Raw genomic sequence first — 26,257 nt, forward strand, 5'->3', positions numbered from 1 at the left:
AGAAAGGTGTTGTCATGCCCGTAGAAATTCTCATGCCTGCCCTTTCTCCTACGATGGAAGAGGGCAAACTTTCCAAGTGGCTTAAAAAAGAAGGCGACAAGGTTACGTCTGGTGACGTGATCGCGGAAATCGAAACCGATAAGGCGACGATGGAAGTTGAAGCCGTTGATGAAGGCACAATCGGTAAAATTCTCATCGAAGAAGGTACGGAAGGCGTGAAGGTCAATACGCCGATCGCAGTTCTGCTCGGCGATGGTGAAAGCGCCTCTGATATTGGCTCTGCTCCGGCGGCCAAGGCTGAAGCACCGAAGGAAGAAGCAAAAGAAGCGCCAAAGGCTGAAGAAAAGAAAGCCGATAGCGTTCCAGCTACTCCAAAGGTTGAAGTTGCTGCTGATCCGGATATTCCAGCCGGTACAGAAATGGTTTCGACAACTGTGCGTGAAGCACTGCGCGATGCCATGGCCGAAGAAATGCGCCGTGACGAAAATGTCTTCATCATGGGTGAAGAAGTTGCCGAATATCAGGGTGCTTACAAGATCACGCAGGGTCTTCTCGACGAATTCGGCCCGCGCCGCGTCGTTGATACCCCGATCACCGAACACGGTTTTGCCGGTGTTGGCGTTGGTGCCGCAATGGCTGGCCTGAAGCCGGTCGTTGAATTCATGACGTTCAACTTCGCCATGCAGGCGATTGACCAGATCATTAATTCGGCAGCCAAGACGCTTTATATGTCCGGTGGTCAGATGGGCGCACCAATGGTGTTCCGCGGCCCTTCGGGTGCAGCTGCCCGCGTCGCAGCTCAGCACTCTCAGTGCTATGCTGCATGGTACAGCCAGATTCCGGGCCTCAAGGTCGTCATGCCTTATACGGCAGCTGACGCGAAGGGCCTGCTCAAGGCTGCTATCCGTGATCCAAATCCGGTAGTCTTCCTCGAAAACGAAATCCTTTACGGTCATCATTTTGATGTGCCGAAGCTTGATGATTTCGTTTTGCCAATTGGCAAGGCCCGCATTCATAAGCAGGGCAAGGACGCGACCATCGTTTCGTTCGGTATCGGCATGACCTATGCGATCAAGGCTGCAGAAGAGCTGGCCGGTCTCGGTATCGATGTGGAAATCATCGATCTGCGCACCATCCGTCCAATGGACATTCCGACAGTTGTCGAATCGGTCAAGAAAACTGGCCGCCTCGTGACTGTGGAAGAAGGCTATCCACAGTCGTCCGTTGGTACTGAGATTGCCACCCGCGTCATGCAGCAGGCTTTCGATTACCTCGATGCGCCGATCCTGACGATCGCTGGCAAGGATGTGCCGATGCCATATGCGGCAAATCTTGAAAAGTTGGCTCTGCCAACTGTTGCAGAAGTGGTAGAAGCGGTGAAAGCCGTGACCTACACCGCCTGAGGAGGTACTGGACATGCCGATTAAAATCACCATGCCAGCGCTTTCGCCAACGATGGAAGAAGGCAATCTTTCCAAGTGGCTGGTCAAGGAAGGCGACAAGGTAACGTCCGGCGATGTGATTGCCGAGATCGAAACCGATAAGGCGACGATGGAAGTCGAAGCTGTCGACGAAGGCGTTGTTGCCAAGCTGGTGGTTCCTGCCGGAACCGAGGGCGTCAAGGTCAACGCGTTGATCGCAATTCTCGCCGAAGACGGCGAGGATGTTGCTGAAGCTGCCAAAAATGCAGCAGGGGGCGGTGATGCTGCTCCTGCACCACAGGCTGAAGCACCGAAGGACGAGCCTAAGAAAGAAGCTGCACCTGCAGCCGCCCCGGCTCCTGCGAAGGCTGAAGCTCCTGCGGCCGCTTCTGCTGCAAGCAAAGGCGCTGAGAACAAGGGTGAACGCGTCTTTGCATCACCACTTGCTCGCCGCATCGCTAAGGATGCAGGCGTCGACGTTGCGGCTGTAAAAGGCTCTGGTCCATATGGTCGCGTCGTTCAGCGTGACGTTGAAGCTGCTATTAAGTCTGGTGGCGCGAAGGCTGCATCTGCTGCACCGCAGGCCACTGCATCGGCTTCGAAGCCTCAGTCGGATGATGCCATCCTCAAGCTCTTTGAAGAAGGCACATACGAAATCGTTCCTCACGACGGCATGCGCAAGACGATTGCCCGCCGTCTGGTGGAATCGAAGCAGACTGTTCCGCATTTCTATCTGACGATCGATTGCGAACTGGATGCACTTCTGGCTCTGCGTTCGCAGATCAATTCAGCTGCACCGCTGATCAAGACAGAGAAAGGTGAGGTTCCGGCCTACAAGCTTTCTGTCAACGATCTGGTGATCAAGGCTGTGGCTCTTGCGCTGCGTGATATTCCTGAGGCCAACGTCTCCTGGACGGAAGGCGGCATGATCAAGCACAAGCGTGCGGATGTCGGCGTTGCTGTGTCGATCCCGGGCGGTCTGATTACGCCAATCGTGCGTCAGTCGGAATCGAAGACATTGTCCGCCATTTCCAATGAGATGAAGGACCTTGCCAAGCGTGCGCGTGACCGCAAGCTCAAGCCTGACGAATATCAGGGTGGTTCGACCTCTGTGTCCAACCTTGGCATGTTTGGCGTCAAGGACTTTGCCGCGATCATCAACCCACCGCATGCGACGATTTTCGCAATCGGTGCGGGCGAACAGCGGGCAGTGGTCAAGAACGGTGAAATCAAGGTTGCGACAGTTATGTCCGTAACTCTTTCGACCGATCATCGTGCAGTCGATGGTGCTCTTGCTGCTGAACTGGCACAGGCCTTCAAGCGTCACATCGAAAACCCAATGGGTATGCTGGTGTAATATGACATTAACGCCAAGGCTTTTCGTTGCCTCTACTATCGGGAAAAGCCTTGGCGGCGTCTCTGCTGTCAAGAAACATGCATTGATGCGCAAGTTGCTTGCGTGGCTTGGATTTGCTTTTTTTTGTTTTATTTTCCAATTTATTGATCAAATCCATATTCCACGGAGCCGTAACGCATGAAGTCTATTTTATGCTTTGGTGACTCATTGACGTGGGGCTATCAGGCTCCCAATGGCGCGCGTCTTCCATTGGAAGATCGCTGGCCTTCAGTTTTACAGAACGCGCTCGGTTCGCAGGCCAACGTCATTGCCGAAGGGCTGAACGGCCGCACGACTGCCTTCGATGACTATACGGCAGCAGAAGACCGCAATGGCGCTCGTATTCTGCCAACATTGCTCGGCACACACTCCCCACTTGATCTGGTTATTATCTTGCTTGGTAGCAATGATATGAAGCCACAGGTCGTGGGTGACGCTTTTTCAAGCCATTCTGGCATGCGCAGATTGATACAGATCATTCGTTCGCACCCGTATGGTGAAGGTTCGACCGTTCCTGAAATCCTTATCGTAGCGCCACCACATATCAGCGAGAGCGCTGATCCGGCTTTTGCTTCGATGTTTGCGGGCGGTATTGTTGAAACCGCCAAGTTAGGTCCGTTGCTTGCCGGACTTGCCGATGAAATGAAATGCGCGTTTTTTGATGCTTCGACTGTCGCGAAGACGACTTCGCTTGATGGTGTGCATCTGGATAGAGAAAATACCCGGGTAATCGGACAAGGGCTGGAGCCTGTTGTTCGTGCAGTGCTCGGTTTGTGAATTATTGGGCCGATGATATCGGCTTTTTGAACAGTGAAAGATATGCCGGTGAGCCGGCATAAAGACCACTCGAGGAGAATGAGCGTGTCCAACAGTTACGATGTTATTGTTATCGGATCGGGTCCTGGAGGCTATGTCGCCGCTATTCGTGCAGCACAGCTTGGGCTCAAGACGGCTGTTGTAGAGCGCGAACATCTTGCTGGTATCTGCTCCAACTGGGGTTGTATCCCTACCAAGGCGCTGCTGCGTTCAGCAGAAGTGAAGCACCTCGCTGATCATGCAAAGAATTATGGCCTCAAGCTTGAAGGTTCGATCACTGCAGACATCAAGGCTGTTGTTTCCCGCTCGCGCGGTATCGCCGAGCGCATGAATGGCGGCGTTGGCTTCCTCATGAAGAAGAACAAGATCGACGTGATCTGGGGTGAAGCAAAGCTTTCCAAGCCGGGTGAAATCGTTGTTTCCAAGACCTCCAAGGCACCGATGCTACCACAGGCGCCACAGCCAAAGAACACGCTGGGCGAGGGCACTTACAAAGCGAAGCACATCATCGTTGCGACTGGTGCGCGTCCGCGTGCGCTTCCAGGTATCGAGCCAGATGGCAAGCTGATCTGGACTTATTTTGAAGCCATGGTTCCACAAGAACTGCCAAAAACCATGCTGGTCATGGGTTCTGGCGCAATCGGTATCGAGTTCGCTTCGTTCTACAATGACATGGGCGTTGACGTTACTGTCGTTGAGCTGATGTCGAATATTATGCCGGTTGAAGACGCGGAGATCTCGACTTTCGCGCGCAAGCAGCTCGAAAAGCGTGGCCTCAAGATCATTACGGACGCCAAAGTTTCGAAGGTTGAGAAGGGCACAAACAATGTGACCGCTCATATCGAAACCAAAGACGGCAAGGTTCAGACGCTGACCGTTGATCGCATGATCTCGGCTGTTGGCGTTCAGGGCAACATCGAGAATATCGGCCTTGAAGCACTCGGCATCAAGACAGATCGCGGTTGCATTGCCATTGATGCTTATTGCAAGACGAACGTTGATGGCATCTATGCTATCGGTGACGTTGCTGGTCCACCAATGCTGGCTCACAAGGCTGAGCATGAAGCCGTTATCTGCGTCGAAAAGATTGCCGGTTTGCCGAATGTTCATCCGCTCGACCGCAACATGGTCCCCGGCTGCACCTATTGTAACCCGCAGGTCGCCTCCGTTGGCCTCACTGAAGCCAAAGCGAAAGAGCTGGGACGTGACATTCGCGTTGGTCGTTTCCCATTTGTCGCCAACGGCAAGGCAATCGCACTTGGTGAAGATCAGGGTCTGGTTAAGACCATTTTCGACAAGAAAACCGGACAGCTGCTGGGCGCACATCTCGTCGGCGCAGAAGTAACAGAGCTTATTCAGGGTTTCGTTGTCGCGATGAACCTTGAAACCACTGAAGAAGAGCTGATGCATTCGGTCTTCCCGCATCCAACCATTTCCGAGACAATGAAGGAAAGTGTGCTGGATGCTTATGGCCGCGCGCTGAATATGTAATTTAGAAGGCTCTTACATAGGAGTAAGCACATTCCACTGATCGATAATGGAGGGCCTTGGCGGCGTGCCGCCTGGCCCATGATAAAATGGTGTACCGCAGGCGGTCTTGCACTGGGTTTTCTTGCCGGAAGCTTTAGCTTGATCGGCGGAAACACTATATCGATCAACGGAATGGCGATTGTCGGCTGGTACGGTGTCTGGACACTGACCTTGGCACTTGGCTTCGGCGGCCTTATATTCGGTCTCATATGGGCTTTGGTTTTCAGAGCGATTGGGATTGCAGCGAGACGGTAAGCCGCAGTTATGGGCATTGCGTAGCAGTGCTTCAAATTGTTAGGGCATGCCATATTCAGGGGTCTACCCATTGTTGGAGCACAAGGCCTGCAGGCGTTTTGTTCCAGATAGGCAGGAAACAGCATGGTTACAGTTCTCGATACAGTGAACCAGAGACGTCAACGGCACCCTGAAAAGGCTCACCGTCCAGACAATGAAGTTTTGAAGAAGCCCGACTGGATCCGAGTCAAGGCCCCCGTTTCGCGTGGCTATAATGAAACGCGTGAGATCGTCCGCTCCAACAAGCTTGTCACTGTTTGCGAAGAAGCTGGTTGCCCGAACATTGGTGAGTGCTGGGAAAAGAAGCACGCAACCTTTATGATCATGGGTGAGATCTGCACCCGCGCTTGTGCGTTCTGTAACGTTTCCACTGGTATTCCGAAGGCTCTCGACCCGAATGAGCCTGAAAATGTGGGTCGCGCCGTCAAACAGATGGGGCTGACGCATGTTGTAATCACGTCAGTCGATCGTGACGATCTGGCCGATGGAGGTGCGCAGCATTTTGCCGATGTCATTCTTGCGATCCGTGAAGCCGCGCCAAAGACGACGATCGAAATTCTGACGCCAGACTTCCTGCGTAAGGAAGGCGCGCTTGAGGTCGTGGTCAAGGCACGCCCGGACGTGTTTAATCACAATCTGGAAACGGTGCCTTCGAAGTATCTCAAGGTTCGTCCCGGTGCGCGCTATTTCCATTCGATCCGCTTGTTGCAGCGTGTGAAGGAACTCGACCCGACGATCTTCACCAAATCCGGCATCATGGTTGGCCTTGGCGAAGAGCGGAATGAAATTCTGCAGTTGATGGACGATCTTCGCTCCGCCGACGTGGATTTCATGACGATTGGCCAGTATCTCCAGCCAACCCGTAAGCACCATCCGGTTATCCGTTTTGTGACGCCGGACGAATTCAAGTCCTTCGAGACGATTGGTCGTACCAAGGGCTTCCTGCTTGTTGCGTCCAGCCCGCTGACACGTTCATCGCACCATGCTGGCGATGATTTTGCGAAGCTAAAGGCTGCACGTGAAGCGCAGGTCGCAGCACAGGCTTAACATCGCATGCCGCAATTTACGAATGTCAGACGCGTTCACCACAGGGCAGACCAGATGTTTGCCCTGGTTTCGGATGTTGAAAAATATCCGCAGTTTTTGCCCATGTGTGAAGCTTTGTCGATCCGATCACGCAAGGAGAAAGACGGTAAGACGTTTCTCATTGCTGATATGACGGTGGGCTATAAGCTGATCCGCGAGACTTTTACCAGTCAGGTGTTTTTGAAGCCTGAAGAGAACGTCATCGACGTGAAATATGTCGATGGTCCGTTCCGCTATCTTGATAATCGCTGGACGTTCAAGCCGGTTGGTGATGGCTATGAATGCGATGTCGAATTTTTCATCGACTATGAATTTAAGAGCAGGACGCTTGGACTCCTGATGGGGTCGATGTTCGATCTGGCTTTCCGCAAATTCTCAGAAGCATTCGAGAAGCGTGCTGACGCGATTTACGGGCTTGCCTAAGTCTAAGCCAGTTCTGACGATTTAAGCGCTTCAAGAACCAGCGCCAGTGCAGCAATCACGGTTTCGTGGCGAATATCTTCGCGTGATTTTTCACCAAAGCGGCATTCTTTGTGCAGTGTTGCAAAGCCTTTACGAGCGCTCGCGATATGCACAAGGCCAACGGGCTTTTCAGCTGACCCGCCGCCGGGACCTGCAATACCTGTCACAGCGATACTGATGCCTGCGCGAGAATGAGCGAGCGCGCCCTCTGCCATGGCAATGGCCACTTCCTTTGAGACAGCGCCGATCCGATGGATCAACACAAGCGGAACGCCGATCATTTCGTTCTTGGCTTCGTTGGAATAGGTGACGAAACCCCGATCCACCACATCAGACGAACCGGCAATGTCTGTCAGCGCGCCTGCGATAAGTCCACCTGTGCAGGATTCTGCCGTTGCAATCATGGTGCCGTACTTGCGGCATGCATTGAGAACGTCAATGGCCTGAGCTTCCGCAATGAATGTCATTCCGGAACCTCCCCGGGATAGATCACTGTTGCTGTTACAATAGCAGCAATACCTTCGCCACGGCCAACAAAGCCCATTTTCTCGTTGGTAGTCGCTTTGACGGACACACGGTCGTGCGAAATTCCGAGCATATTTGCCATGGCTTCCGTCATAGCGGGACGGTGCGGTCCAATCTTTGGCTCTTCAGCAATGATCGTCACATCGGCATTGGCAATGCGCCCACCAGCTTCGCGGACGATTTTCACTGCATGTTCAACGAAAATATGGGATGCGGCACCTTTCCATTGCGGATCGGAGGGCGGGAAATGCGTACCGATATCGCCCGCGCCACGGGTTGCAAGCAATGCGTCGGTCAAGGCGTGCAGAGCGACATCTGCGTCGGAATGGCCGTTCAGCTTCTTGTTGTGTGGAATGGCAACGCCGCAGAGCGTGACATGGTCGCCGGGTTCAAAGCTGTGAACGTCATAGCCATTGCCGGTGCGGATATCTGGAAATGAAGTCATGCCATGCCTCAAGCGTTTGTCGGCCATTTCGATATCTTTGGCCCACGTTAATTTCGTATTGTCTGCGGAACCTTCAATGATGCGGACTGAAAGCCCAAAAGATTCTGCAATGGATGCATCGTCAGTAAAGTCTGAGCGCCCGCTGATGAATGCTTTTTCGTGCGCGTCGAGGATCGGCGCAAAGGGAAAGGCCTGCGGCGTCTGCGCAGAGAAAAGACCGGCACGCGGAACAGTTGTCTTGACCGTTCCATCGCTGGCCGATTGCTTCAATGTATCTGATACGGCAAGCGCGGGCAGTACACCTTCTTCTGGCGTCAGATTGTCAAAAATCCGCGCGAGAAGGTCCTGCTCAATGAAGGGGCGCACGCCATCATGAATGAGCACATATTGCGGCGCATCTGCGGTAAGCGCCAGTAGCCCGAGCCGTGTCGATTCCTGACGCGTGGGGCCACCGGTTACAACGCGCACATTTGAATAATGATCTGCTATGGCGTTCTCATAAAGCGTTGCATCGTCCGCATGAATGACCACGACAATCTGGTCAATCTCAGTGCATCGAGCGAAAACACGCAGCGTACGCGCAAGCACAGCTTCGCGACCGATGCGCCGATATTGTTTCGGCCCTTCGGTGCTCTGTCCCGCCCGTTCGCCACGCCCTGCGGCTACGATGACTGCTGCTGCCCGTGAAATGTCGGTCGCCTTTGCCAAAAGATTCATCTATTCAAACAATCGTCTGCAAGCCGAATAATGCCTTGCGCAAATAATTGCCAGACGGCAATCGATTTATCATCGCAGGCATGTGCTTTTCCTTGCGTTCAACGCATTGAATGATTAAAGTGTGTGCTAATTGCATCATGCACATCAAATGGGCATTTCTTGGTGACTCTCCTCGAACAACCTCTAAACATACGTGGCGTGGCCCTTCAAAACCGCGTTTTTCTCGCGCCCATGTCGGGTGTTTCCGACCTCCCATTCCGAAAACGCGCTGCCGAGGCTGGGGCTGGCATGGTCGTTTCGGAGATGGTTGCGAGTGCAGAGCTCTGCAATCGGCATAAAGAAAGCATGCTGCGCCTTTCCGGTGAAGGGCTGGGTACGCATGTTGTGCAACTCGCAGGACGTGAAGCGCACTGGATGGGTGAAGCCGCCAAGATTGCCGAAGGCGAGGGTGCGGATATCATCGATATCAATATGGGCTGCCCCGCCAAGAAGGTGACGGGCGGCTATTCCGGTTCAGCGCTGATGCGCGATCTCGACCACGCGATGACATTGGTTGAAGCCACAGTTAATGCCGTCAAAGTTCCGGTTACACTCAAAATGCGTCTTGGCTGGGATGAAAACAGTATCAATGCGCCGGAATTGGCAAAGCGCGCCGAAGATGCGGGCATTGCGATGGTGACGGTGCATGGCCGCACCAGATGCCAGTTTTACGAAGGTAGTGCTGATTGGGATGCCATTCATGCTGTACGCGATGTGGTGAAGATTCCACTGGTTGCCAACGGTGATGTGTTATCGCGTGACGATGCAAGAGAATTGTTGCGCCGTTCGGGCGCGGACGCCGTGATGGTTGGGCGCGCTTCCTATGGTCAACCGTGGCTTGCGGGCGCTATTGCAGGCAGCGATTTCGCTCCGCGTTCTCCAGAACAAATTCTTTCTTATGTTATAAGACATTACGAAGATATGCTCGACCATTATGGCAGCAAAACTGGTATCCGTCATGCGAGAAAGCATCTCGGCTGGTATCTGGATCGCCACGTGGACAAGGCATTCTCGTCGCCAGAAAAATCCAAAAAAGCTAAGGCTGAAATCATGACGCTCACCGACCCTGAAGCGGTTATCGCAGCGCTCGCCCGCGTTTTTCTGCGTGATGCAAATCATGCAGACGCAATCAGAAAGGTCGCATGATGGTCGGAAGAGCCGAAGCCGGTGGCATCCCGGGCATAATTCTGGATGCGATCAACCAACCTGTTATCATGGTCAGCACTGACAATCACATCGTTTACGCTAATATGGATGCGGAGCAGTTTTTTCGCTCAGGCTCCTCCATTCTGGCACGTAACCGGCTGGAGTCCTTTCTTCCTTTCGGAAGCCCGCTATTGGCTTTGGTCGATCAGGTTCGCACCAGCCAGGTACCGGTTAACGAGTACCGCGTCGATATCTCGTCTCCCAAGCTGGGTGCCGAGCGCATTGTTGATCTTTATGTGGCTCCGGTGATCGAGACGCCGGGCGCTGTGGTGATCCTGTTCAAGGAAAAGACCATGGCGGAGAAGATCGATCGCCAGATGACGCATCGTGGTGCTGCGCGTTCGGTCACAGGGCTTGCTTCCATGCTGGCGCATGAGATCAAAAACCCGCTTTCAGGTATCCGCGGTGCAGCACAATTGCTTGAACAGGTAGTCACAGATGAGGATCGCGCGCTTGCGCGGCTCATTACCGATGAAACTGATCGCATCGTGAAGCTCGTAGATCGTATGGAAGTGTTTTCCGATGAACGACCTATCGAGCGCACTGCAGTGAATATTTACTCGGTGCTTGATCATGTGAAGGCAATCGCACGCAACGGATTTGCGCGGCACATTCGCTTTGTTGAGGAATATGATCCGTCATTGCCACCGGTCTTTGCCAATCGGGATCAGTTGGTCCAGGTGTTTCTCAATCTGGTGAAGAATGCAGCTGAGGCTCTCGGAAGCCGCGAAGGGGCGGAGATCACGCTATCAACGGCTTATCGTCCGGGCATTCGGCTACAAGTTCCGGGTGCGAGCGACCGCGTAGCTTTGCCACTCGAATTCTGCGTGCACGATAACGGCCCGGGTGTGCCTGACGATATGCTGCCGCATCTGTTTGATCCCTTTGTGACCACAAAGACCAATGGTTCAGGCCTGGGGCTGGCGCTTGTTGCCAAGATCATCGGTGATCATGGCGGTGTGATTGAGTGCGACAGCCATCCATCCCGCACGACATTCCGCATACTGATGCCTGCGTGGAAGAGTTCTGCCGATAATGTGGGTTCAAAAAGCCCGAAGATGTCTGCAAAGACAGGAGATAACGCATGATTGCCGGACGTCCGACAGGTACGATTCTCGTCGCGGATGACGATGCTGCAATTCGCACAGTGCTTAATCAGGCGCTGTCCCGTGCAGGTTATGATGTTCGGGTGACGTCCAATGCAACATCACTCTGGCGCTGGGTGGCTGCTGGTGATGGTGATCTGGTCATTACCGACGTCAATATGCCGGACGAGAACGCGTTTGATCTGCTCCCGCGCATCAAGAAGATGCGCCCTGATCTGCCAATCGTGGTGATGAGCGCGCAGAATACTTTCATGACCGCAATCCGTGCCTCTGAGGCCGGTGCCTATGAATATCTGCCCAAGCCCTTCGATCTAACTGAGCTCATCAATATTGTTGGTCGTGCGCTTTCTGAGCCAAAGCATAAGCCTGCAGCCGCTATGCCTGATGAGCAAGCCGAAAACATGCCGCTGGTGGGGCGTTCACCTGCAATGCAGGAAATCTATCGCGTCTTGGCTCGTATGATGCAGACCGACCTGACCATGATGGTCACAGGTGAGTCGGGCACAGGCAAGGAATTGGTTGCGCGCGCACTGCATGAATATGGCCGCCGTCGCAAAGGACCGTTTGTTGCCATCAATATGGCGGCTATTCCGCGTGATCTGATTGAATCTGAATTGTTTGGCCATGAAAAAGGTGCCTTTACCGGCGCGCAGAACCGTTCAAGCGGACGTTTTGAACAGGCCAATGGCGGAACACTTTTTCTCGATGAAATCGGCGATATGCCAATGGAGGCGCAGACGCGTTTGCTGCGCGTGTTGCAGCAGGGCGAATATATGACGGTCGGTGGCCGCACGCCGATCAAGACCGATGTGCGTATCGTGGCCGCGACCAACAAGGATTTGCGCCAGCTCATCGCACAGGGTCTGTTCCGCGAAGACCTTTATTACCGTCTGAATGTTGTGCCGCTGCGCTTGCCGCCATTGCGTGAGCGCAGTGAGGACGTGCCAGATCTGGTGCGCCATTTCTTCAAGCGAGCCGCTGAAGAGGGGCTGCCGGAGAAACGCATTACCGCTGCGGGTTTCGACATGATGCGTCGCTATCCATGGCCGGGCAACGTGCGCGAGCTGGAAAACCTTGTGCGCCGGTTGGCAGCGCTTTACCCGCAGGAAGAAATTTCTCCAGAGATAATCGAAGCCGAACTGAAGGCGGAGCTTTCAAAGCCCGATGTTCCGGTTGCCACATCTGGCGATATCGAAAACATCACCATTTCACAGGTGGTGGAGCACAATATGCAGCGCTATTTCGCATCCTTTGGCTCTGATCTGCCACCACCAGGTCTCTATCATCGCGTTCTGGCAGAATTGGAATATCCGCTCATCCTCGCTTGTCTCACCGCTACGCGTGGCAATCAAATCAAGGCGGCGGAGATTCTTGGGTTGAACCGCAACACGTTGCGGAAGAAGATCAGGGAACTTGGCGTCAACATCTATCGCGGCGCTAAACAAAGCTAAACCATCATTACACGCCGAAACGGCCCGAAATCCGCTCACCCTTTCGACACTCTTATTTTAGCTGTAAACAATCGTTGCATTTTCGCCACAATGCGTTGCATAGATGCAACGCTATTGGGTAACATGGTTAACATGAACACAGCGAATCTGACGACGGATATAGACGGTGAAGAGCGATCATCACGCGCGGGTGAGGGGCGCAGGCTTCTTGCGTTGCCTGGTATTATCACCGTTGTTTCAGCGCTGATCACGGCGTCGATTTCTTTTGCCATTCTTATTGGTATCACGCCAATCACGCCTGACCGCAATGTGACGATTGCGTTGGTTATCGTCAATGTTGCGTTGATTGTTTTCTTGATTCTGCTGATTTGCCGCGAGATTTTCCGCATCGTCTCGGCTCGTAGATCGGGGAAGGCAGCTTCCCGGCTGCATGTCCGCATCGTCGCGCTGTTTTCATTGATCGCAGCTGTTCCCGCTATCGTGGTGGCAATTGTTGCCTCGGTAACGCTCAATCTCGGTCTTGATCGCTGGTTTGATACCAACACGCGCGACATCGTAAGTTCATCGCAAAGTCTGACCACTGCGTATATTCGCGAAACGGCACTCAATCTGCAAAGCACGTCGTTCTCGATGTTGCAGGAGCTGGATGCCCAGCGCACGCTTTACAGCCTCGATCGGGGCGGGTTCATTCGCTACATGACTCTCCAAGCGGGTGGTCGTGGCTTGCTGGGCGCATTTCTGGTGCGTGAAGGCGGCGATGTCGTTGTAAAAAGCGAAACTGGTGTCGAGACACGCCTTCCGCCGCCCACCGAGGATGCGTTGAAGACTGCTGTTGATGGTAAGCCTGTGATTATTCCACCCGGCAACAGTAATTTCGTCGGTGCGGTCATCAAGATGCGCGAAATACCGGATCTCTATCTCTACACGGTCCGTGCCGTCGATCAGCAGATTCTGGAAGCCATGCGCCTGATGGAAGCCAATACAGCTCGTTATCAGGAGATGGATGCCAACCGTATTCCGACCCAGATAGCTTTCGCGCTGCTCTACTTCGGTTTGACGCTGATTGTTTTGCTATCGGCTATATGGACTGGTATTGCTGTCGCTGACCGCCTTGTGCGCCCAATCCGCCTGTTGATTGGAGCGGCTGATGATGTGGCGGCGGGCAACCTCGATATTTCGGTGCCAGTCCGTTCGTCGGACGGAGACGTCGGCGCGCTTTCGGGTACGTTCAACAACATGGTTGCGGAGCTGAAGAGCCAGCGTAACGAGCTTCTTTCTGCAAAAGATCAGATCGATGAGCGCCGCCGGTTCTCGGAAGCGGTGCTTTCAGGCGTAACCGCAGGTGTTATCGGTATTGAATCTGATGGTTCCATTTCGATCCTCAATCGCTCCGCTGAACATATGTTCGGGGTGAGTTCACAGGATGCAATCGGCAAAAGCCTTAGCAGTATCGCGCCGGAAATCGGGCAGGCCTTTGAGGTTGCACGTACGACAGAACGCACGGTGCATCGCGAACAGGTCAGCATGACGCGCGGAGGTGCGGCACGTAACTTCAATGTGCAGGTTACGGTGGAAGATGCAGAATCTGACGATTATTCCTATGTCGTGACTGTCGATGATATTACCGATCTTGTGCAGGCGCAGCGTTCTTCGGCATGGGCCGATGTTGCGCGCCGTATCGCACATGAAATCAAGAACCCACTGACCCCGATTCAACTTTCTGCAGAACGTATTCGTCGTCGCTACGGCAAGGTAATTACGGAAGACCGCGAAGTCTTTGATCAATGCACGGAAACGATCATCCGGCAGGTCGGTGATATCGGTCGCATGGTTGACGAGTTTTCAGCTTTCGCACGGATGCCGAAGCCGGAAATGCGCGCAATGGACTTGCGCGAGGCGCTTCGGGAAGCATCTTTCCTTATCGAAGTCAGCCGACAGGACATTCATTTCAACCATGAATATGGTTCTGAAAAGCTTATCGGTTCATTCGATAGCCGGTTGCTTGGGCAGGCCTTTGGTAATGTCATCAAGAACGCCAGTGAGGCGATTGATGCGGTTTCCAAGGAAGAGCGCGGGGATGGTTATATTCTCGTTCGTTCGCAAAAACTCGACGGGCAGCTGGTGGTGGATGTTATCGACAACGGTAAAGGCTTGCCGGGTGATGACCGTCAGAAACTCCTCGAGCCCTACATGACCACACGTGAAAAGGGCACGGGGCTCGGTCTCGCCATCGTTCGCAAGATTGTTGAGGAGCATGGCGGACATTTGGAATTGCATGATGCGCCAGCAGATTTCCACGGAGGACGTGGCGCAATGATACGTATGATCTTTCCTGAGGTTTCCACCGGTGCAACCGGTACGGAAGAGGGAAGTCACGGAAACAAGATAATTGGACAGGTGAATTGATATGGCAGCCGATATTCTTGTAGTTGACGACGAAGCGGACATTCGGGAACTCGTTGCAGGTATTCTGAGCGACGAAGGCTATGAAACACGTACCGCTTTTGACGCTGACAGCGCGCTTGCAGCCATCGACGATCGTGTGCCGCGTCTGGTGTTCCTCGATATCTGGTTACAAGGCAGCCGTCTTGATGGGCTTGCATTGCTTGACGAGATCAAGAAGCAACATCCGGAGCTGCCCGTTGTTATGATTTCCGGTCACGGTAATATTGAAACAGCGGTGTCCGCGATCCGTCGCGGTGCGTATGATTTTATCGAGAAACCATTCAAGGCCGACCGTCTTATTCTGGTTGCGGAACGCGCTTTGGAGACATCCAAGCTCAAGCGTGAAGTTTCCAACCTGCGTAAGCGCAGTGGCAACAGTATGGATTTGATCGGTGCTTCGTTGGCTATCAATCAGCTCCGTCAGACAATTGAGCGCGTGGCACCAACCAATAGTCGCATCATGATCACTGGTCCTTCGGGCGCTGGCAAGGAATTGGCCGCACGCGCCATTCATGCGCAATCAACCCGCGCCAATGGACCGTTTGTGACAGTCAATGCTGCGACCATTACGCCAGAGCGTATGGAAATCGAGCTGTTTGGCACAGAAATGGATGGCGGAGAGCGTAAAGTCGGTGCGCTTGAAGAAGCGCATGGCGGCATTCTCTATCTCGATGAAGTTGCCGATATGCCGCGCGAGACGCAGAACAAGATTTTGCGTGTTCTGGTTGATCAGCAATTTGAGCGTGTGGGTGGAACAAAGCGTGTGAAGGTGGATGTCCGCATCATTTCTTCGACCGCACAGAACCTCGAAGGCATGATTGCCGAAGGCACTTTCCGCGAAGACCTGTTCCATCGTCTTTCGGTGGTGCCGGTGCACGTGCCAGCCCTTGCAGCGCGCCGCGAAGATATACCGGCGCTGGTCGAATATTTCATGACGCAGATTGCCGAACAGGCCGGTATCAAACCGCGCAAAATCGGTTCCGATGCGATGGCGGTTTTGCAGTCGCACAGTTGGCCGGGCAATATTCGCCAGCTGCGCAATAATGTGGAACGCGTGATGATTCTGGCGCGTGGCGACGATCCAGAAGCGCCAGTAACAGCAGATCTTTTGCCGGCCGAAATTGGTGACACGCTGCCGCGTGCACCAACGGAATCCGATCAGCACATCATGGCGTTGCCTTTGCGCGAAGCACGTGAGCGTTTCGAGAAAGAATATCTGATTGCACAGATCAACCGCTTTGGTGGCAATATCTCGCGTACTGCCGAATTTGTCGGCATGGAACGCTCGGCTTTGCATCGCAAACTGAAATCGCTAGGCGTATAACAGTTTTAGTTAGTTTAGGGCAGGCGGATTGATATGCGCGTTATTGTGTGCGGAGCAGGGCAGGTCGGCTACGGCATAGCTGAGCGGCTCGCGGCCGAAGAAAATGACGTCTCCGTAATTGATACTTCTGCACGACATATCGAGATTGTGCGTGACACGCTGGATGTCCGCGGATTTGTTGGCCATGGGTCGCAGCCTGACGTGTTGGCCGCCGCCGGTGCCAACGAGGCTGACATGATTATCGCTGTCACACTATCTGACGAAGTCAATATGGTGGCTTGTCAGGTGGCGCATTCGGTTTTCAACGTGCCGACCAAGATTGCACGTATTCGCGCGCAGTCCTATCTCAAGGCCGAGTATCAGGACCTGTTCCTGCGTGAAAACCTGCCCATCGACGTCATTATTTCACCGGAACTGGAAGTTGGTGAAGTTGTCTTGCGGCGCATCGCGTTGCAGGGGGCGACTGACGTCCTGCGATTTGCAGACGATAAGATCATCGGTCTTGCAATCGAGTGCCTTGAAGAATGCCCCGTCATCAATACACCGCTTAAGCAACTGTCGGACCTGTTTCCGGATCTTGCTGCTACGGTCGTTGGCGTTGTGCGCAATGGCAGTCTCTTTATTCCGCGCTCGACAGATCAGCTTCATGCCGGTGATCTCGCCTATGTGGTGACAACGCGTGAACAGGTGCGCAGAACGCTGTCATTGTTTGGACATGAGAAGCCGGAAGCACATCGTATTGTCATTGCTGGCGGCGGCAATATCGGCCTCTATGTTGCCAAGGCGATTGAAGAGCGCAAATGGCAAACGCGGATCAAGATGATCGAAAGTGAGCATGAGCGCGCTTTTGCGATAGCAGATCAGTTGAATCGGACAATGGTTCTGCATGGCAGTGCGCTTGATCAGGCGCTTTTGCAGGAAGCCGATATTGAGGATGCCGATCTGTTTGTTGCACTGACCAACCAGGATCAGGTCAACATTCTCTCAAGCATCATGGCGAAGCGACTCGGATGCAAGGCGAACATGGCGCTGATCAACACGGTCGCATATCAGGACTTCACCCACATGGTGGGAATCGATGCCTATATTAACCCAAAGGCAGTGACCGTATCGAAGATACTCCAGCACGTGCGTCGCGGACGTATCCGAGCGGTCTATAGTGTCTATCGTGACATGGCTGAAATTATTGAGGCAGAAGCGCTTGAGACCTCCTCATTGGTTGGTGCACCTCTGCGTGACCTTGATCTGCCGGAAGGTTTGCGAATCGGCGCGATTTATCGCGACGGGCAGGTCATTCAGCCCAATGGTAATGTCCGCATCAAACCGAAAGATCGTGTGGTGATTTTCGCTACTGCGGACGCAATCAAGCATGTGGAACAAATGTTCCGTGTTAGCCTTGAATTTTTCTGATTACCCGGCGTTTATTTAACGCGTCGGCATTTTCCTCGGGGCTTTTATGGATATCTGCACGTTCTGGTACGGACCGCGGTTACGTGAAGTTGATCGTATGTGTCTGGCCTCCATGGTGATGACTGGCCAGCGTGTGAAGCTTTTTTCATACGCACCGATTGAAAATGTTCCTCCAGGTGTGGAATTGCATGACGCCAACAAGATACTTCCTGAGCTGGTGTTTAAAAGGCTGGACCCGGGTTATCCGCATTTTCGTGACCAGATCACAATTGTTCAGTTCAGCGATATTTTCCGTATCATGCTGATGAAGCACAAACAGGGCGTTTGGCTTGATACAGACGTCTATCTGCTCAAACAGTTTCATCCCGATCCATCGAAGCCCTACGTAGCACGGGAAAATCGTTTCCGTGTCGGAGTGTCGGCGCTTTATCTGCCACACAATCATCCGATTATTCGCGAATTTGAAGCATATGTTGCGGCAACCTATGCATTGCCGCGCTGGCTTGGCCTGAGGCGCGGTAAGCTGCGGCCCTTCTACTATCGAATGACTGGTAAAGAAGTCACGCCAGCATCTATTGGTATTACTATCTTTGGCAATGACGGCATTTCACGTCTCGCCAGAAAATACGGTATTTTCAAAAACGCGGCGCCGCAGGAGAACTTTTATTACTGGGTCGGGAAGGAAGCTACCCGCATCTATGATCCTGCTTATGGCTTGGAGCCAATAAAGCATCCAGACTTTATCGGCTTTCATATTCATAAGAAACACAAGGAAGTCGTTTCTCTCCAGCCTGGAAGCTTTTATATGTGGGCAATCGACCGCGTGAAACCATTGCTGGATGCGCCGCGCCAAGAGGTTCTCACGACAGCTCAATAAACTGTCCGATGGCCTTTTCCTTTCAGCTCATTGAAAATTATGCCAGATTTGCGAAGCCTGTAAGATTTGCTTACCCGCATTTGAAATTGCCGGTTGCGCAAAGATTCCCATCCTGTTAACCGAAGCTAAAGAGCGAAGCAGTTGTCTTTCCACAGCAATTGCGATCAGCGACCGGTTTTGCGCAATCCGGGAGCTTGATTTATGTGTGTGCGCGTGTTCGTCTGGCATTTGGCGAGCTGACTGCTGATCGATTAAAGGAATAAAAACAATGGCTGAACGATCGCAAAATCTTCAAGACCTTTTTCTCAACTCTGTACGCAAGCAGAAAATTTCACTGACCATCTTTCTTATCAATGGTGTGAAACTCACGGGTATCGTGACGTCTTTTGACAATTTCTGCGTATTGCTGCGTCGCGATGGCCATTCGCAGCTTGTTTATAAGCATGCAATTTCGACCATCATGCCAAGCCAGCCTGTGCAGATGTTCGAGGGCGAGGAAGTCTGACGCTTACCAGTTTATCTGGCCAGTTTTTCGCTGGAGCGTGGTGATTTCGCAAAGCTGTCACTCCGCTCCAGTTTTTTCGATTCTAATCCGGCCAGAAATGGCTTTCGGATTGTGATTTGATTAGCCGGGGCGTCTTCTATTTGAAACCGCTTGTGCGGAGACCTATCTGCGTAGGTAGTTCGTTTCCGTATCCCGGAGTAAATTTATTTGTCGAAATTCAAAGATAAGAACGTATCGCCTGCAGATGAAAAAAAGGGATTTGGTCTGTCTGAACCAGAACCTACCAGAGCAGCGGTTATCGTTCCTATATTGCCAGAACGGCACAATACAAGCACTGCAAGTGAAGAAGGCGAAAGGCCCCAGTTTCAGCGTTCTAATGAAGCGCGGCTGGAGGAAGCCGTTGGTCTTGCACGTGCGATCAATCTTGAAATTGCTCACGCCGAAAATGTAGTGGTGAACACACCGCGTCCCGCAACCTTGCTGGGAACAGGTAAGGTAGAGGCGATTGCTGAAATTCTCGAAGACAAGTCAATCGGGCTTGTTATCGTCGATCATTCGCTGACGCCGGTTCAGCAACGCAATCTGGAGAAAGAGTGGAACGTCAAGGTCATCGATCGTACGGGTCTCATTCTCGAAATTTTCGGTGAGAGAGCACGCACCAAGGAAGGTGCGCTGCAGGTCGAACTTGCGCATCTGAATTATCAGAAAGGCCGTCTTGTCAGAAGCTGGACCCACCTTGAGCGTCAGCGCGGTGGCGGCGGGTTCCTGGGTGGTCCGGGTGAAACGCAGATCGAAGCCGATAGGCGCATGTTGCAGGACAAGATTCTGCGCATAAAACGTGAGCTTGAAACCGTTGTTCGCACGCGTACACTCCACCGCCAGAAGCGCCGTAAGGTGCCGCATCCGGTCGTGGCGCTCGTTGGTTATACGAACGCGGGTAAGTCGACATTGTTCAACCGCATGACTGGTGCCGACGTTCTCGCCGAGGATATGCTGTTTGCGACGCTGGACCCGACGCTTCGTCGTATCCGCCTTCCGCACGGCGAAACGGTTATCTTGTCCGATACCGTGGGTTTCATCTCGAACCTTCCGCACCATCTGGTCGCGGCGTTTCGTGCGACGCTTGAAGAAGTCGTCGAGGCTGACCTGATCTTGCATGTGCGCGATATTTCCGATCCGGATAATGCTGCACAAGCAGAGGACGTCGAGAGTATTCTCGCCGGTCTTGGTGTCGAGCCTCATGACCACAAACGCGTGATCCAGATATGGAACAAGATCGATAATCTGGATGAATCAGGGCGCGAGGCAGCATCTCGTCTTGCGGCGGCTGGCAGCGATGAGGGGCGTCCGATTCCGCTTTCAGCCTGGACGGGTGAGGGTGTTGACAGGTTGCTTTCGCTTATCGAGACCCGCATTGCAGGGGCGCTGGGTTCGGTCGATGTCGTGTTGTCTCCGTTTGAGATGCATATCCTTGACTGGATTTACCAGCACGGCAGCGATGTAAAACGCGAAGATCTCGAGGATGGGTCGGTCCGTATCCGTGCACGTCTGACTGAGACATCACGTAAAATGCTCGATGAGAAACGTGGCATTAAGCCTGTCATTGATGATTCCGACTGGGATTGATCGGCATCTTGCGGAACAGGGCTGCAAAGCCCTATGTATGGGTAATCCATACGATTCAAATTCGTCCTATTCGCCATAAATATCCAGAGGCCCATAATGAGAGATCCCATTGAAACCGTCATGAACCTCGTGCCGATGGTGGTTGAGCAGACCAACCGTGGTGAGCGGGCCTATGATATCTTCTCGCGCTTGCTGAAAGAGCGCATCATCTTCGTCAACGGTCCTGTCGAAGACGGCATGTCGATGCTGATTTGCGCGCAGCTTCTCTTTCTTGAATCGGAAAATCCGAAGAAAGAGATCAACATGTATATTAACTCGCCCGGCGGCGTTGTGACCTCCGGTATGGCGATCTATGACACGATGCAATTCATCAAGCCGCCCGTTTCCACGCTTTGCATGGGTCAGGCTGCGTCGATGGGCTCGCTGCTGCTGACCGCCGGTGCAACCGGTCAGCGTTTTGCGCTGCCAAATGCTCGTATCATGGTGCATCAGCCGTCTGGTGGTTTCCAGGGGCAGGCGTCGGATATCGAGCGACATGCGCAGGACATCATCAAGATGAAGCGCCGCCTCAACGAGATTTACGTCAAGCACACCGGTCGTGATTACGAGACGATTGAGCGTACACTTGATCGTGATCACTTCATGACTGCGCAGGAAGCGCTGGAGTTCGGTTTGATCGATAAAGTGATCGAATCACGCGAAACTGGTGCTGAAGAATCGAAGTGAACAGGAGCCGGTTTACCCGGCTTACTGTAATTTTAGCGTCCTCTGCCACAAAAGCGGCTTATTTCTTGGTCGTACGTGAAAGTTAACGTGTCGCGTTAAGCATCTGTTGGGGTTCAGGGCGCTAAAATTGTTCAGATTATGCGGAATCTCGTCGGGGAACCTGATTTTTCAATTGTTCCCCGCTTTAGGTTCTGCAAAAGTCATCACTTAAGGCTTCTTCGGTCGGGAAGCCTGCGGTGACTGGAATCCCGAGACTAGAAGCAGCGCGTTGAAGCTGCTGATGGACCGCCAAGGAAGTGTGTTTTGCTTCCCAAATGGATCCGAACCGGAAAAAACGATCGAAATGAACACGCGATGAGGTTGTCGTTCATTTCGGTTTATTGAAAGGAAACTGCAATGAGCAAAGTCAGCAACAGCGGCGGCGATTCAAAGAATACGCTTTATTGCTCGTTCTGTGGCAAAAGCCAGCATGAAGTGCGTAAGCTGATTGCAGGTCCGACCGTATTTATCTGCGACGAGTGCGTCGAACTTTGCATGGATATCATCCGCGAGGAAAACAAAACCTCGATGGTGAAGTCACGCGAAGGTGTGCCTACGCCGCAGGAAATTATGGACGTTCTTGACGATTATGTCATTGGCCAGAAGGATGCGAAGCGCGTTCTCTCGGTTGCCGTGCACAATCACTATAAGCGTCTCGCGCATCAGTCGAAGAGCAGCGATATCGAACTTGCGAAGTCCAACATTCTGTTGGTCGGTCCGACAGGTTGCGGCAAGACCTATCTTGCTCAGACGCTCGCTCGTATTATTGATGTGCCGTTCACTATGGCCGATGCAACGACATTGACCGAAGCCGGCTATGTTGGTGAAGACGTCGAAAACATCATTCTGAAGCTTCTTCAGTCGGCAGATTACAACGTTGAACGCGCGCAGCGCGGCATCGTTTATATCGACGAAGTCGACAAAATCAGCCGCAAGTCGGACAACCCTTCGATCACGCGTGACGTGTCGGGCGAAGGTGTTCAGCAGGCGCTTCTGAAGATCATGGAAGGCACTGTCGCTTCCGTGCCTCCTCAGGGTGGTCGCAAGCATCCACAGCAGGAGTTCCTGCAGGTGGATACGACGAACATCCTGTTCATCTGCGGCGGTGCTTTTGCTGGTCTCGACAAGATCATCTCGGCTCGCGGTGAAAAGACGTCGATTGGCTTCAGTGCAAATGTTAAGTCAGCCGAAGACCGTCGTATCGGCGATGTGTTCAGGGAATTGGAACCAGAAGATCTTCTGAAATTCGGTCTTATTCCGGAATTCGTTGGTCGTCTGCCAGTGATTGCAACACTCGAAGATCTCGATGTTGACGCGCTGGTACAAATTCTGACGGAGCCAAAGAACGCGCTTGTGAAGCAGTATCAGCGCTTGTTTGACATGGAAAATGTCGAACTGAGCTTCCACGAAGACGCACTGCGAGCCATCGCCAACAAGGCTGTGGAACGCAAGACGGGTGCACGTGGTCTGCGCTCCATCATGGAAAAGATCCTACTCGACACCATGTTCGAGTTGCCAACGCTGGAAGGTGTGCAGGAAGTCGTCATTTCCGGTGATGTGGTGGATGGTAGTGCGCGTCCGCTCTACATCTACGCAGAGCGTCAGGAAGAGAAGGGCAATGCGTCTGCCTGACGGATTGCTTGATTTTTCGAAAAAGGCCGCGCAAGCGGCCTTTTTCTTGTCTATGTCTTGGCTGATGCTGGATACAACGGGAGCTTGTTATTGTACAAATTTCTGTGACGGCGCAGGATAGATGACGATTCTATGAATGCTGCCCTGTAAGCAGCTTGAATTTAGGAGTTCGACACTCCAATTATGGACCGACGCACTGGTTGTGGACTGCCTCGTAATGAAAGGGGCCACAGCTTGTGGCAATCGGGTCGAATGACCTGAGAAAGGACTGAATAATGACGGGTATTGAACAGAAGACCCCAGCGAATGGCGAAGACGGGCTGTATGCCGTTCTGCCGTTGCGCGATATCGTAGTCTTCCCCCATATGATCGTTCCGCTGTTTGTCGGACGTGAAAAATCGATCCGTGCCCTTGAAGAAGTGATGGGCGTGGACAAGCAGATTCTGCTCGCAACGCAGAAGAATGCAGCCGACGACGATCCGGCACCGGATGCAATCTACGAGATCGGCACGATTGCCAATGTGCTGCAGCTTCTCAAGCTGCCAGACGGTACCGTCAAGGTTCTCGTCGAAGGCACTGCACGCGCCAAGGTTTCCAAATTTACCGATCGTGAAGATTATCACGAGGCCTATGCCGCGGCTCTCCCAGAGCCCGAAGAAGATGCCGTCGAAGTTGAGGCCTTGTCTCGTTCGGTGGTCTCGGACTTTGAAAACTACGTCAAGCTGAACAAGAAGATTTCGCCTGAAGTGGTTGGCGCTGCCAGCCAGATCGACGATTATTCCAAACTTGCCGATACGGTTGCTTCGCATCTCGCGATCAAGATTCCTGAAAAGCAGGAAATGCTGTCGATTCTTTCGGTGCGTGAGCGCCTGGAGAAGGCGCTTTCGTTTATGGAAGCCGAGATTTCGGTTCTTCAGGTTGAGAAGCGCATCCGTGGCCGCGTCAAGCGCCAGATGGAAAAGACGCAGCGCGAATATTACCTCAACGAGCAGATGAAGGCGATCCAGAAGGAGCTTGGTGATGGCGAGGACGGTCGCGATGAAGCGGCCGAGCTCGAAGAACGCATCAACAAGACCAAGCTTTCCAAGGAAGCACGCGAAAAGGCACAGGCTGAGCTGAAGAAGCTACGCAGCATGAGCCCGATGTCTGCAGAAGCTACAGTCGTGCGCAACTATCTCGACTGGCTTCTGTCTATTCCTTGGGGCAAGAAGTCGAAGATCAAGCAGGACCTGAACTTCGCCGAAGAAGTGCTGGGTGACGATCACTTTGGTCTTGAGAAGGTCAAGGAGCGCATTGTCGAGTATCTCGCAGTGCAAGCTCGTTCGACCAAGATCAAGGGTCCGATCCTTTGCCTCGTTGGACCTCCCGGCGTTGGTAAGACCTCGCTTGCTCGCTCGATTGCCAAAGCTACCGGCCGTGAATACGTCCGTATGTCGCTTGGCGGTGTGCGCGACGAAGCTGAAATTCGTGGTCACCGACGCACTTATATCGGTTCGATGCCCGGTAAGGTCATCCAGTCGATGAAGAAGGCGAAGAAGTCCAACCCGCTCTTCCTGCTCGATGAAATCGACAAGATGGGCCAGGACTTCCGTGGCGATCCGTCATCGGCAATGCTCGAGGTACTGGACCCAGAACAGAACTCGACCTTCATGGATCATTATCTTGAGGTTGAGTACGATCTGTCGAACGTCATGTTCGTGACAACGGCCAATACGCTGAATATTCCTGGTCCACTCTTGGATCGTATGGAAGTCATTCGTATCGCTGGTTACACCGAGGATGAAAAGCTTGAGATTGCCAAGCGGCACCTGCTGCCAAAGGCGATCAAGGATCATGCTTTGCAGCCGAAGGAGTTTTCGGTCACGGACGATGCGCTGCGCAATGTTATCCGTCTTTACACACGTGAAGCCGGTGTGCGTAGCCTTGAACGTGAGATGATGACTCTGGCGCGTAAGGCCGTGACCGAGATTCTGAAGTCGAAGAAGAAGTCGGTGAAGATCACCGACAAGAACCTCTCCGATTATCTCGGTGTCGAGCGCTTCCGTTACGGTCAGATCGATGGCGAAGATCAGGTCGGTGTTGTTACAGGTCTCGCCTGGACTGAAGTTGGCGGCGAGCTGTTAACCATTGAAGGCGTCATGATGCCCGGTAAGGGTCGTATGACCGTCACTGGTAACCTCCGCGACGTGATGAAGGAATCGATTTCTGCGGCGGCATCTTATGTCCGTTCGCGTGCGGTTGATTTCGGCATCGAGCCTCCGCTGTTCGACAAGCGTGACATCCACGTGCACGTGCCGGAAGGCGCGACGCCAAAGGATGGCCCGTCGGCTGGTATTGCCATGGTTACAGCAATTGTCTCAGTTCTGACCGGTATTCCGGTTCGCAAAGACATTGCAATGACGGGTGAAGTGACCCTTCGTGGCCGTGTGCTGCCAATCGGCGGTCTCAAGGAAAAGCTGCTTGCCGCATTGCGTGGTGGCATCAAGAAAGTTCTGATCCCTGAAGAAAACGCCAAGGATTTGGCGGATATTCCGGACAATGTGAAGAATAATCTTGAGATTGTTCCTGTGTCGCGCGTCGGTGAAGTTCTTGAGCATGCACTGCTTCGCAAGCCGGAACCAATCGAATGGACAGAGCCAGCGACTCCTGTTGCGGCGGCCCCAGCGGACGATGAAGCAGGCGTTTCGACAGCTCATTGATCATTGCTAGTGGCTAATAAGATAACAATGCCGGGCTAAATGCCCGGCATTTCTGTGTTTAACCCCGGGTTTCTGGGCTTTTTTCATGTTGACAGGCTTGGTTTGTCAACCGATTTGAATAAACTGCACGCAATCCGGTCGCGTTAATCGTTCCGGTAGATAAAGAAAGGAAATGCCTATGAACAAGAACGAATTGGTCGCCGCTGTAGCGGAAAAGGGCGGTTTGACAAAGGCCGACGCAGGAACTGCTGTTGACGCTGTACTCGCAGCTGTCACCGGTGCACTCAAGGCTGGTGAAGAAGTTCGCCTGCCAGGCTTCGGCGTTTTCTCCGTTTCGCATCGTGCAGCTTCCACTGGCCGCAATCCTTCGACCGGCAAGGAAGTTGCTATTCCTGCCCGTAACGTGCCGAAGTTCTCGGCTGGCAAGGGCCTGAAGGACGCCGTTAACGGCTAATCTTATGAACTGACGCGATATGATCG

The 26,257-nt window shown here is 53.1% G+C and carries 22 protein-coding genes and 1 pseudogene; 21 read left to right on the forward strand and 2 right to left on the reverse strand.

Going from position 1 to position 26,257, the window contains the following annotated elements; all coding sequences use genetic code 11:
- The first annotated feature begins 14 nt into the window (after positions 1-14).
- From QBD00_RS03240 to QBD00_RS03270, 7 genes are all read left to right on the forward strand, one after another.
- Positions 15-1,403 (forward strand): pyruvate dehydrogenase complex E1 component subunit beta, encoded by a 1,389-nt coding sequence (locus QBD00_RS03240; RefSeq protein ID WP_095446732.1) that lies wholly within the window; start codon positions 15-17, stop codon positions 1,401-1,403.
- Between the two features lie 13 nt (positions 1,404-1,416).
- Entirely contained in the window at positions 1,417-2,778 is a 1,362-nt protein-coding gene (locus QBD00_RS03245) for a pyruvate dehydrogenase complex dihydrolipoamide acetyltransferase (protein ID WP_318578629.1), read from the forward strand.
- A gap of 177 nt (positions 2,779-2,955) precedes the next feature.
- Positions 2,956-3,594 carry an SGNH/GDSL hydrolase family protein gene (locus QBD00_RS03250; protein WP_151093672.1) on the forward strand — a complete coding sequence of 213 codons (639 nt, stop codon included), beginning with the start codon at positions 2,956-2,958 and terminating at the stop codon, positions 3,592-3,594.
- A gap of 84 nt (positions 3,595-3,678) precedes the next feature.
- Positions 3,679-5,124: a dihydrolipoyl dehydrogenase gene (lpdA, locus tag QBD00_RS03255; RefSeq protein WP_151093674.1), complete on the forward strand. Its 1,446-nt coding sequence runs from the start codon at positions 3,679-3,681 to the stop codon at positions 5,122-5,124.
- Positions 5,125-5,202: 78 nt separating this feature from the next.
- Complete coding sequence (locus QBD00_RS03260) at positions 5,203-5,418, forward strand: hypothetical protein (protein WP_095446727.1); 216 nt, start codon at positions 5,203-5,205, stop codon at positions 5,416-5,418.
- A gap of 123 nt (positions 5,419-5,541) precedes the next feature.
- The gene (lipA, locus tag QBD00_RS03265; RefSeq protein WP_318578630.1) at positions 5,542-6,504 is read left to right on the forward strand and encodes a lipoyl synthase; all 963 of its coding nucleotides are present in this window, start codon (positions 5,542-5,544) and stop codon (positions 6,502-6,504) included.
- Positions 6,505-6,510: 6 nt separating this feature from the next.
- Positions 6,511-6,966, forward strand: coding sequence for a type II toxin-antitoxin system RatA family toxin (locus tag QBD00_RS03270; RefSeq protein WP_095446725.1), 456 nt, complete (start codon positions 6,511-6,513; stop codon positions 6,964-6,966).
- A gap of 2 nt (positions 6,967-6,968) precedes the next feature.
- Here the strand turns inward: QBD00_RS03270 and QBD00_RS03275 are convergent, their stop codons facing one another.
- Both QBD00_RS03275 and QBD00_RS03280 read right to left on the reverse strand, forming a co-directional pair.
- Positions 6,969-7,472, reverse strand: coding sequence for a CinA family protein (locus tag QBD00_RS03275; RefSeq protein WP_095446724.1), 504 nt, complete (start codon positions 7,470-7,472; stop codon positions 6,969-6,971).
- On the reverse strand, positions 7,469-8,692 hold the full coding sequence (locus QBD00_RS03280) for a bifunctional 2-C-methyl-D-erythritol 4-phosphate cytidylyltransferase/2-C-methyl-D-erythritol 2,4-cyclodiphosphate synthase (protein ID WP_235901858.1): 1,224 nt from the start codon (positions 8,690-8,692) through the stop codon (positions 7,469-7,471). Before QBD00_RS03280 ends, QBD00_RS03275 begins: the two co-directional genes overlap by 4 nt.
- A 162-nt stretch (positions 8,693-8,854) precedes the next feature.
- Here QBD00_RS03280 and dusB point away from each other — a divergent pair, with 162 nt between their 5' ends.
- The 14 genes and pseudogenes from dusB to QBD00_RS03350 all read left to right on the forward strand — a co-directional run bounded on the left by dusB (position 8,855) and on the right by QBD00_RS03350 (position 26,231).
- Positions 8,855-9,877: a tRNA dihydrouridine synthase DusB gene (gene dusB, locus QBD00_RS03285; RefSeq protein WP_318578631.1), complete on the forward strand. Its 1,023-nt coding sequence runs from the start codon at positions 8,855-8,857 to the stop codon at positions 9,875-9,877.
- The gene (locus tag QBD00_RS03290) at positions 9,877-11,025 is read left to right on the forward strand and encodes a two-component system sensor histidine kinase NtrB (protein WP_095447909.1); all 1,149 of its coding nucleotides are present in this window, start codon (positions 9,877-9,879) and stop codon (positions 11,023-11,025) included. Before dusB ends, QBD00_RS03290 begins: the two co-directional genes overlap by 1 nt.
- Positions 11,022-12,494: a nitrogen regulation protein NR(I) gene (gene ntrC, locus QBD00_RS03295; RefSeq protein ID WP_095446722.1), complete on the forward strand. Its 1,473-nt coding sequence runs from the start codon at positions 11,022-11,024 to the stop codon at positions 12,492-12,494. Before QBD00_RS03290 ends, ntrC begins: the two co-directional genes overlap by 4 nt.
- A 90-nt stretch (positions 12,495-12,584) precedes the next feature.
- Positions 12,585-14,900: a PAS domain-containing sensor histidine kinase gene (locus tag QBD00_RS03300; protein ID WP_318578632.1), complete on the forward strand. Its 2,316-nt coding sequence runs from the start codon at positions 12,585-12,587 to the stop codon at positions 14,898-14,900.
- A gap of 1 nt (position 14,901) precedes the next feature.
- A complete protein-coding gene (locus QBD00_RS03305) occupies positions 14,902-16,263 on the forward strand; it encodes a sigma-54-dependent transcriptional regulator (RefSeq protein ID WP_151093688.1) in 1,362 nt (453 codons plus the stop codon).
- A 33-nt stretch (positions 16,264-16,296) separates the two neighbouring features.
- On the forward strand, positions 16,297-17,673 hold the full coding sequence (gene trkA / locus QBD00_RS03310; protein WP_095446719.1) for a Trk system potassium transporter TrkA: 1,377 nt from the start codon (positions 16,297-16,299) through the stop codon (positions 17,671-17,673).
- A 46-nt stretch (positions 17,674-17,719) separates the two neighbouring features.
- Entirely contained in the window at positions 17,720-18,550 is an 831-nt protein-coding gene (locus QBD00_RS03315) for a capsular polysaccharide synthesis protein (RefSeq protein WP_318578633.1), read from the forward strand.
- A gap of 46 nt (positions 18,551-18,596) precedes the next feature.
- Positions 18,597-18,813 (forward strand): annotated as a pseudogene (locus QBD00_RS03320) (hypothetical protein).
- Positions 18,814-18,818: 5 nt separating this feature from the next.
- Positions 18,819-19,055: an RNA chaperone Hfq gene (hfq, locus tag QBD00_RS03325; protein WP_007875113.1), complete on the forward strand. Its 237-nt coding sequence runs from the start codon at positions 18,819-18,821 to the stop codon at positions 19,053-19,055.
- Between the two features lie 207 nt (positions 19,056-19,262).
- Entirely contained in the window at positions 19,263-20,681 is a 1,419-nt protein-coding gene (hflX, locus tag QBD00_RS03330) for a GTPase HflX (RefSeq protein ID WP_095446718.1), read from the forward strand.
- Between the two features lie 96 nt (positions 20,682-20,777).
- Positions 20,778-21,407, forward strand: a complete 630-nt coding sequence (gene clpP, locus QBD00_RS03335) for an ATP-dependent Clp endopeptidase proteolytic subunit ClpP (protein ID WP_024897130.1) — start codon at positions 20,778-20,780, stop codon at positions 21,405-21,407.
- Between the two features lie 396 nt (positions 21,408-21,803).
- Positions 21,804-23,078 carry an ATP-dependent Clp protease ATP-binding subunit ClpX gene (gene clpX / locus QBD00_RS03340; RefSeq protein ID WP_094577336.1) on the forward strand — a complete coding sequence of 425 codons (1,275 nt, stop codon included), beginning with the start codon at positions 21,804-21,806 and terminating at the stop codon, positions 23,076-23,078.
- Between the two features lie 275 nt (positions 23,079-23,353).
- Positions 23,354-25,777: an endopeptidase La gene (gene lon, locus QBD00_RS03345; protein WP_095446717.1), complete on the forward strand. Its 2,424-nt coding sequence runs from the start codon at positions 23,354-23,356 to the stop codon at positions 25,775-25,777.
- Positions 25,778-25,955: 178 nt separating this feature from the next.
- Entirely contained in the window at positions 25,956-26,231 is a 276-nt protein-coding gene (locus tag QBD00_RS03350; protein ID WP_006470422.1) for an HU family DNA-binding protein, read from the forward strand.
- Positions 26,232-26,257 lie beyond the last annotated feature (26 nt).

Source organism: Ochrobactrum sp. AN78 (genome assembly GCF_029909885.1).
GTDB lineage: Bacteria > Pseudomonadota > Alphaproteobacteria > Rhizobiales > Rhizobiaceae > Brucella > Brucella quorumnocens.

Bases quoted from the DNA above. Each gene is read 5' to 3' on its own strand.
- QBD00_RS03275 (WP_095446724.1), bottom strand. From the start codon at position 7,472: ATGACATTCATTGCGGAAGCTCAGGCCATTGACGTTCTCAATGCATGC.
- ntrC (WP_095446722.1), top strand. From the start codon at position 11,022: ATGATTGCCGGACGTCCGACAGGTACGATTCTCGTCGCGGATGACGAT.
- QBD00_RS03260 (WP_095446727.1), top strand. From the start codon at position 5,203: ATGATAAAATGGTGTACCGCAGGCGGTCTTGCACTGGGTTTTCTTGCC.
- hfq (WP_007875113.1), top strand. From the start codon at position 18,819: ATGGCTGAACGATCGCAAAATCTTCAAGACCTTTTTCTCAACTCTGTA.
- QBD00_RS03250 (WP_151093672.1), top strand. From the start codon at position 2,956: ATGAAGTCTATTTTATGCTTTGGTGACTCATTGACGTGGGGCTATCAG.
- clpX (WP_094577336.1), top strand. From the start codon at position 21,804: ATGAGCAAAGTCAGCAACAGCGGCGGCGATTCAAAGAATACGCTTTAT.
- lon (WP_095446717.1), top strand. From the start codon at position 23,354: ATGACGGGTATTGAACAGAAGACCCCAGCGAATGGCGAAGACGGGCTG.
- clpP (WP_024897130.1), top strand. From the start codon at position 20,778: ATGAGAGATCCCATTGAAACCGTCATGAACCTCGTGCCGATGGTGGTT.
- QBD00_RS03305 (WP_151093688.1), top strand. From the start codon at position 14,902: ATGGCAGCCGATATTCTTGTAGTTGACGACGAAGCGGACATTCGGGAA.
- trkA (WP_095446719.1), top strand. From the start codon at position 16,297: ATGCGCGTTATTGTGTGCGGAGCAGGGCAGGTCGGCTACGGCATAGCT.
- QBD00_RS03350 (WP_006470422.1), top strand. From the start codon at position 25,956: ATGAACAAGAACGAATTGGTCGCCGCTGTAGCGGAAAAGGGCGGTTTG.
- QBD00_RS03290 (WP_095447909.1), top strand. From the start codon at position 9,877: ATGGTCGGAAGAGCCGAAGCCGGTGGCATCCCGGGCATAATTCTGGAT.
- QBD00_RS03280 (WP_235901858.1), bottom strand. From the start codon at position 8,692: ATGAATCTTTTGGCAAAGGCGACCGACATTTCACGGGCAGCAGCAGTC.
- QBD00_RS03270 (WP_095446725.1), top strand. From the start codon at position 6,511: ATGCCGCAATTTACGAATGTCAGACGCGTTCACCACAGGGCAGACCAG.
- lipA (WP_318578630.1), top strand. From the start codon at position 5,542: ATGGTTACAGTTCTCGATACAGTGAACCAGAGACGTCAACGGCACCCT.
- QBD00_RS03315 (WP_318578633.1), top strand. From the start codon at position 17,720: ATGGATATCTGCACGTTCTGGTACGGACCGCGGTTACGTGAAGTTGAT.
- QBD00_RS03300 (WP_318578632.1), top strand. From the start codon at position 12,585: ATGCGTTGCATAGATGCAACGCTATTGGGTAACATGGTTAACATGAAC.
- QBD00_RS03245 (WP_318578629.1), top strand. From the start codon at position 1,417: ATGCCGATTAAAATCACCATGCCAGCGCTTTCGCCAACGATGGAAGAA.
- QBD00_RS03240 (WP_095446732.1), top strand. From the start codon at position 15: ATGCCCGTAGAAATTCTCATGCCTGCCCTTTCTCCTACGATGGAAGAG.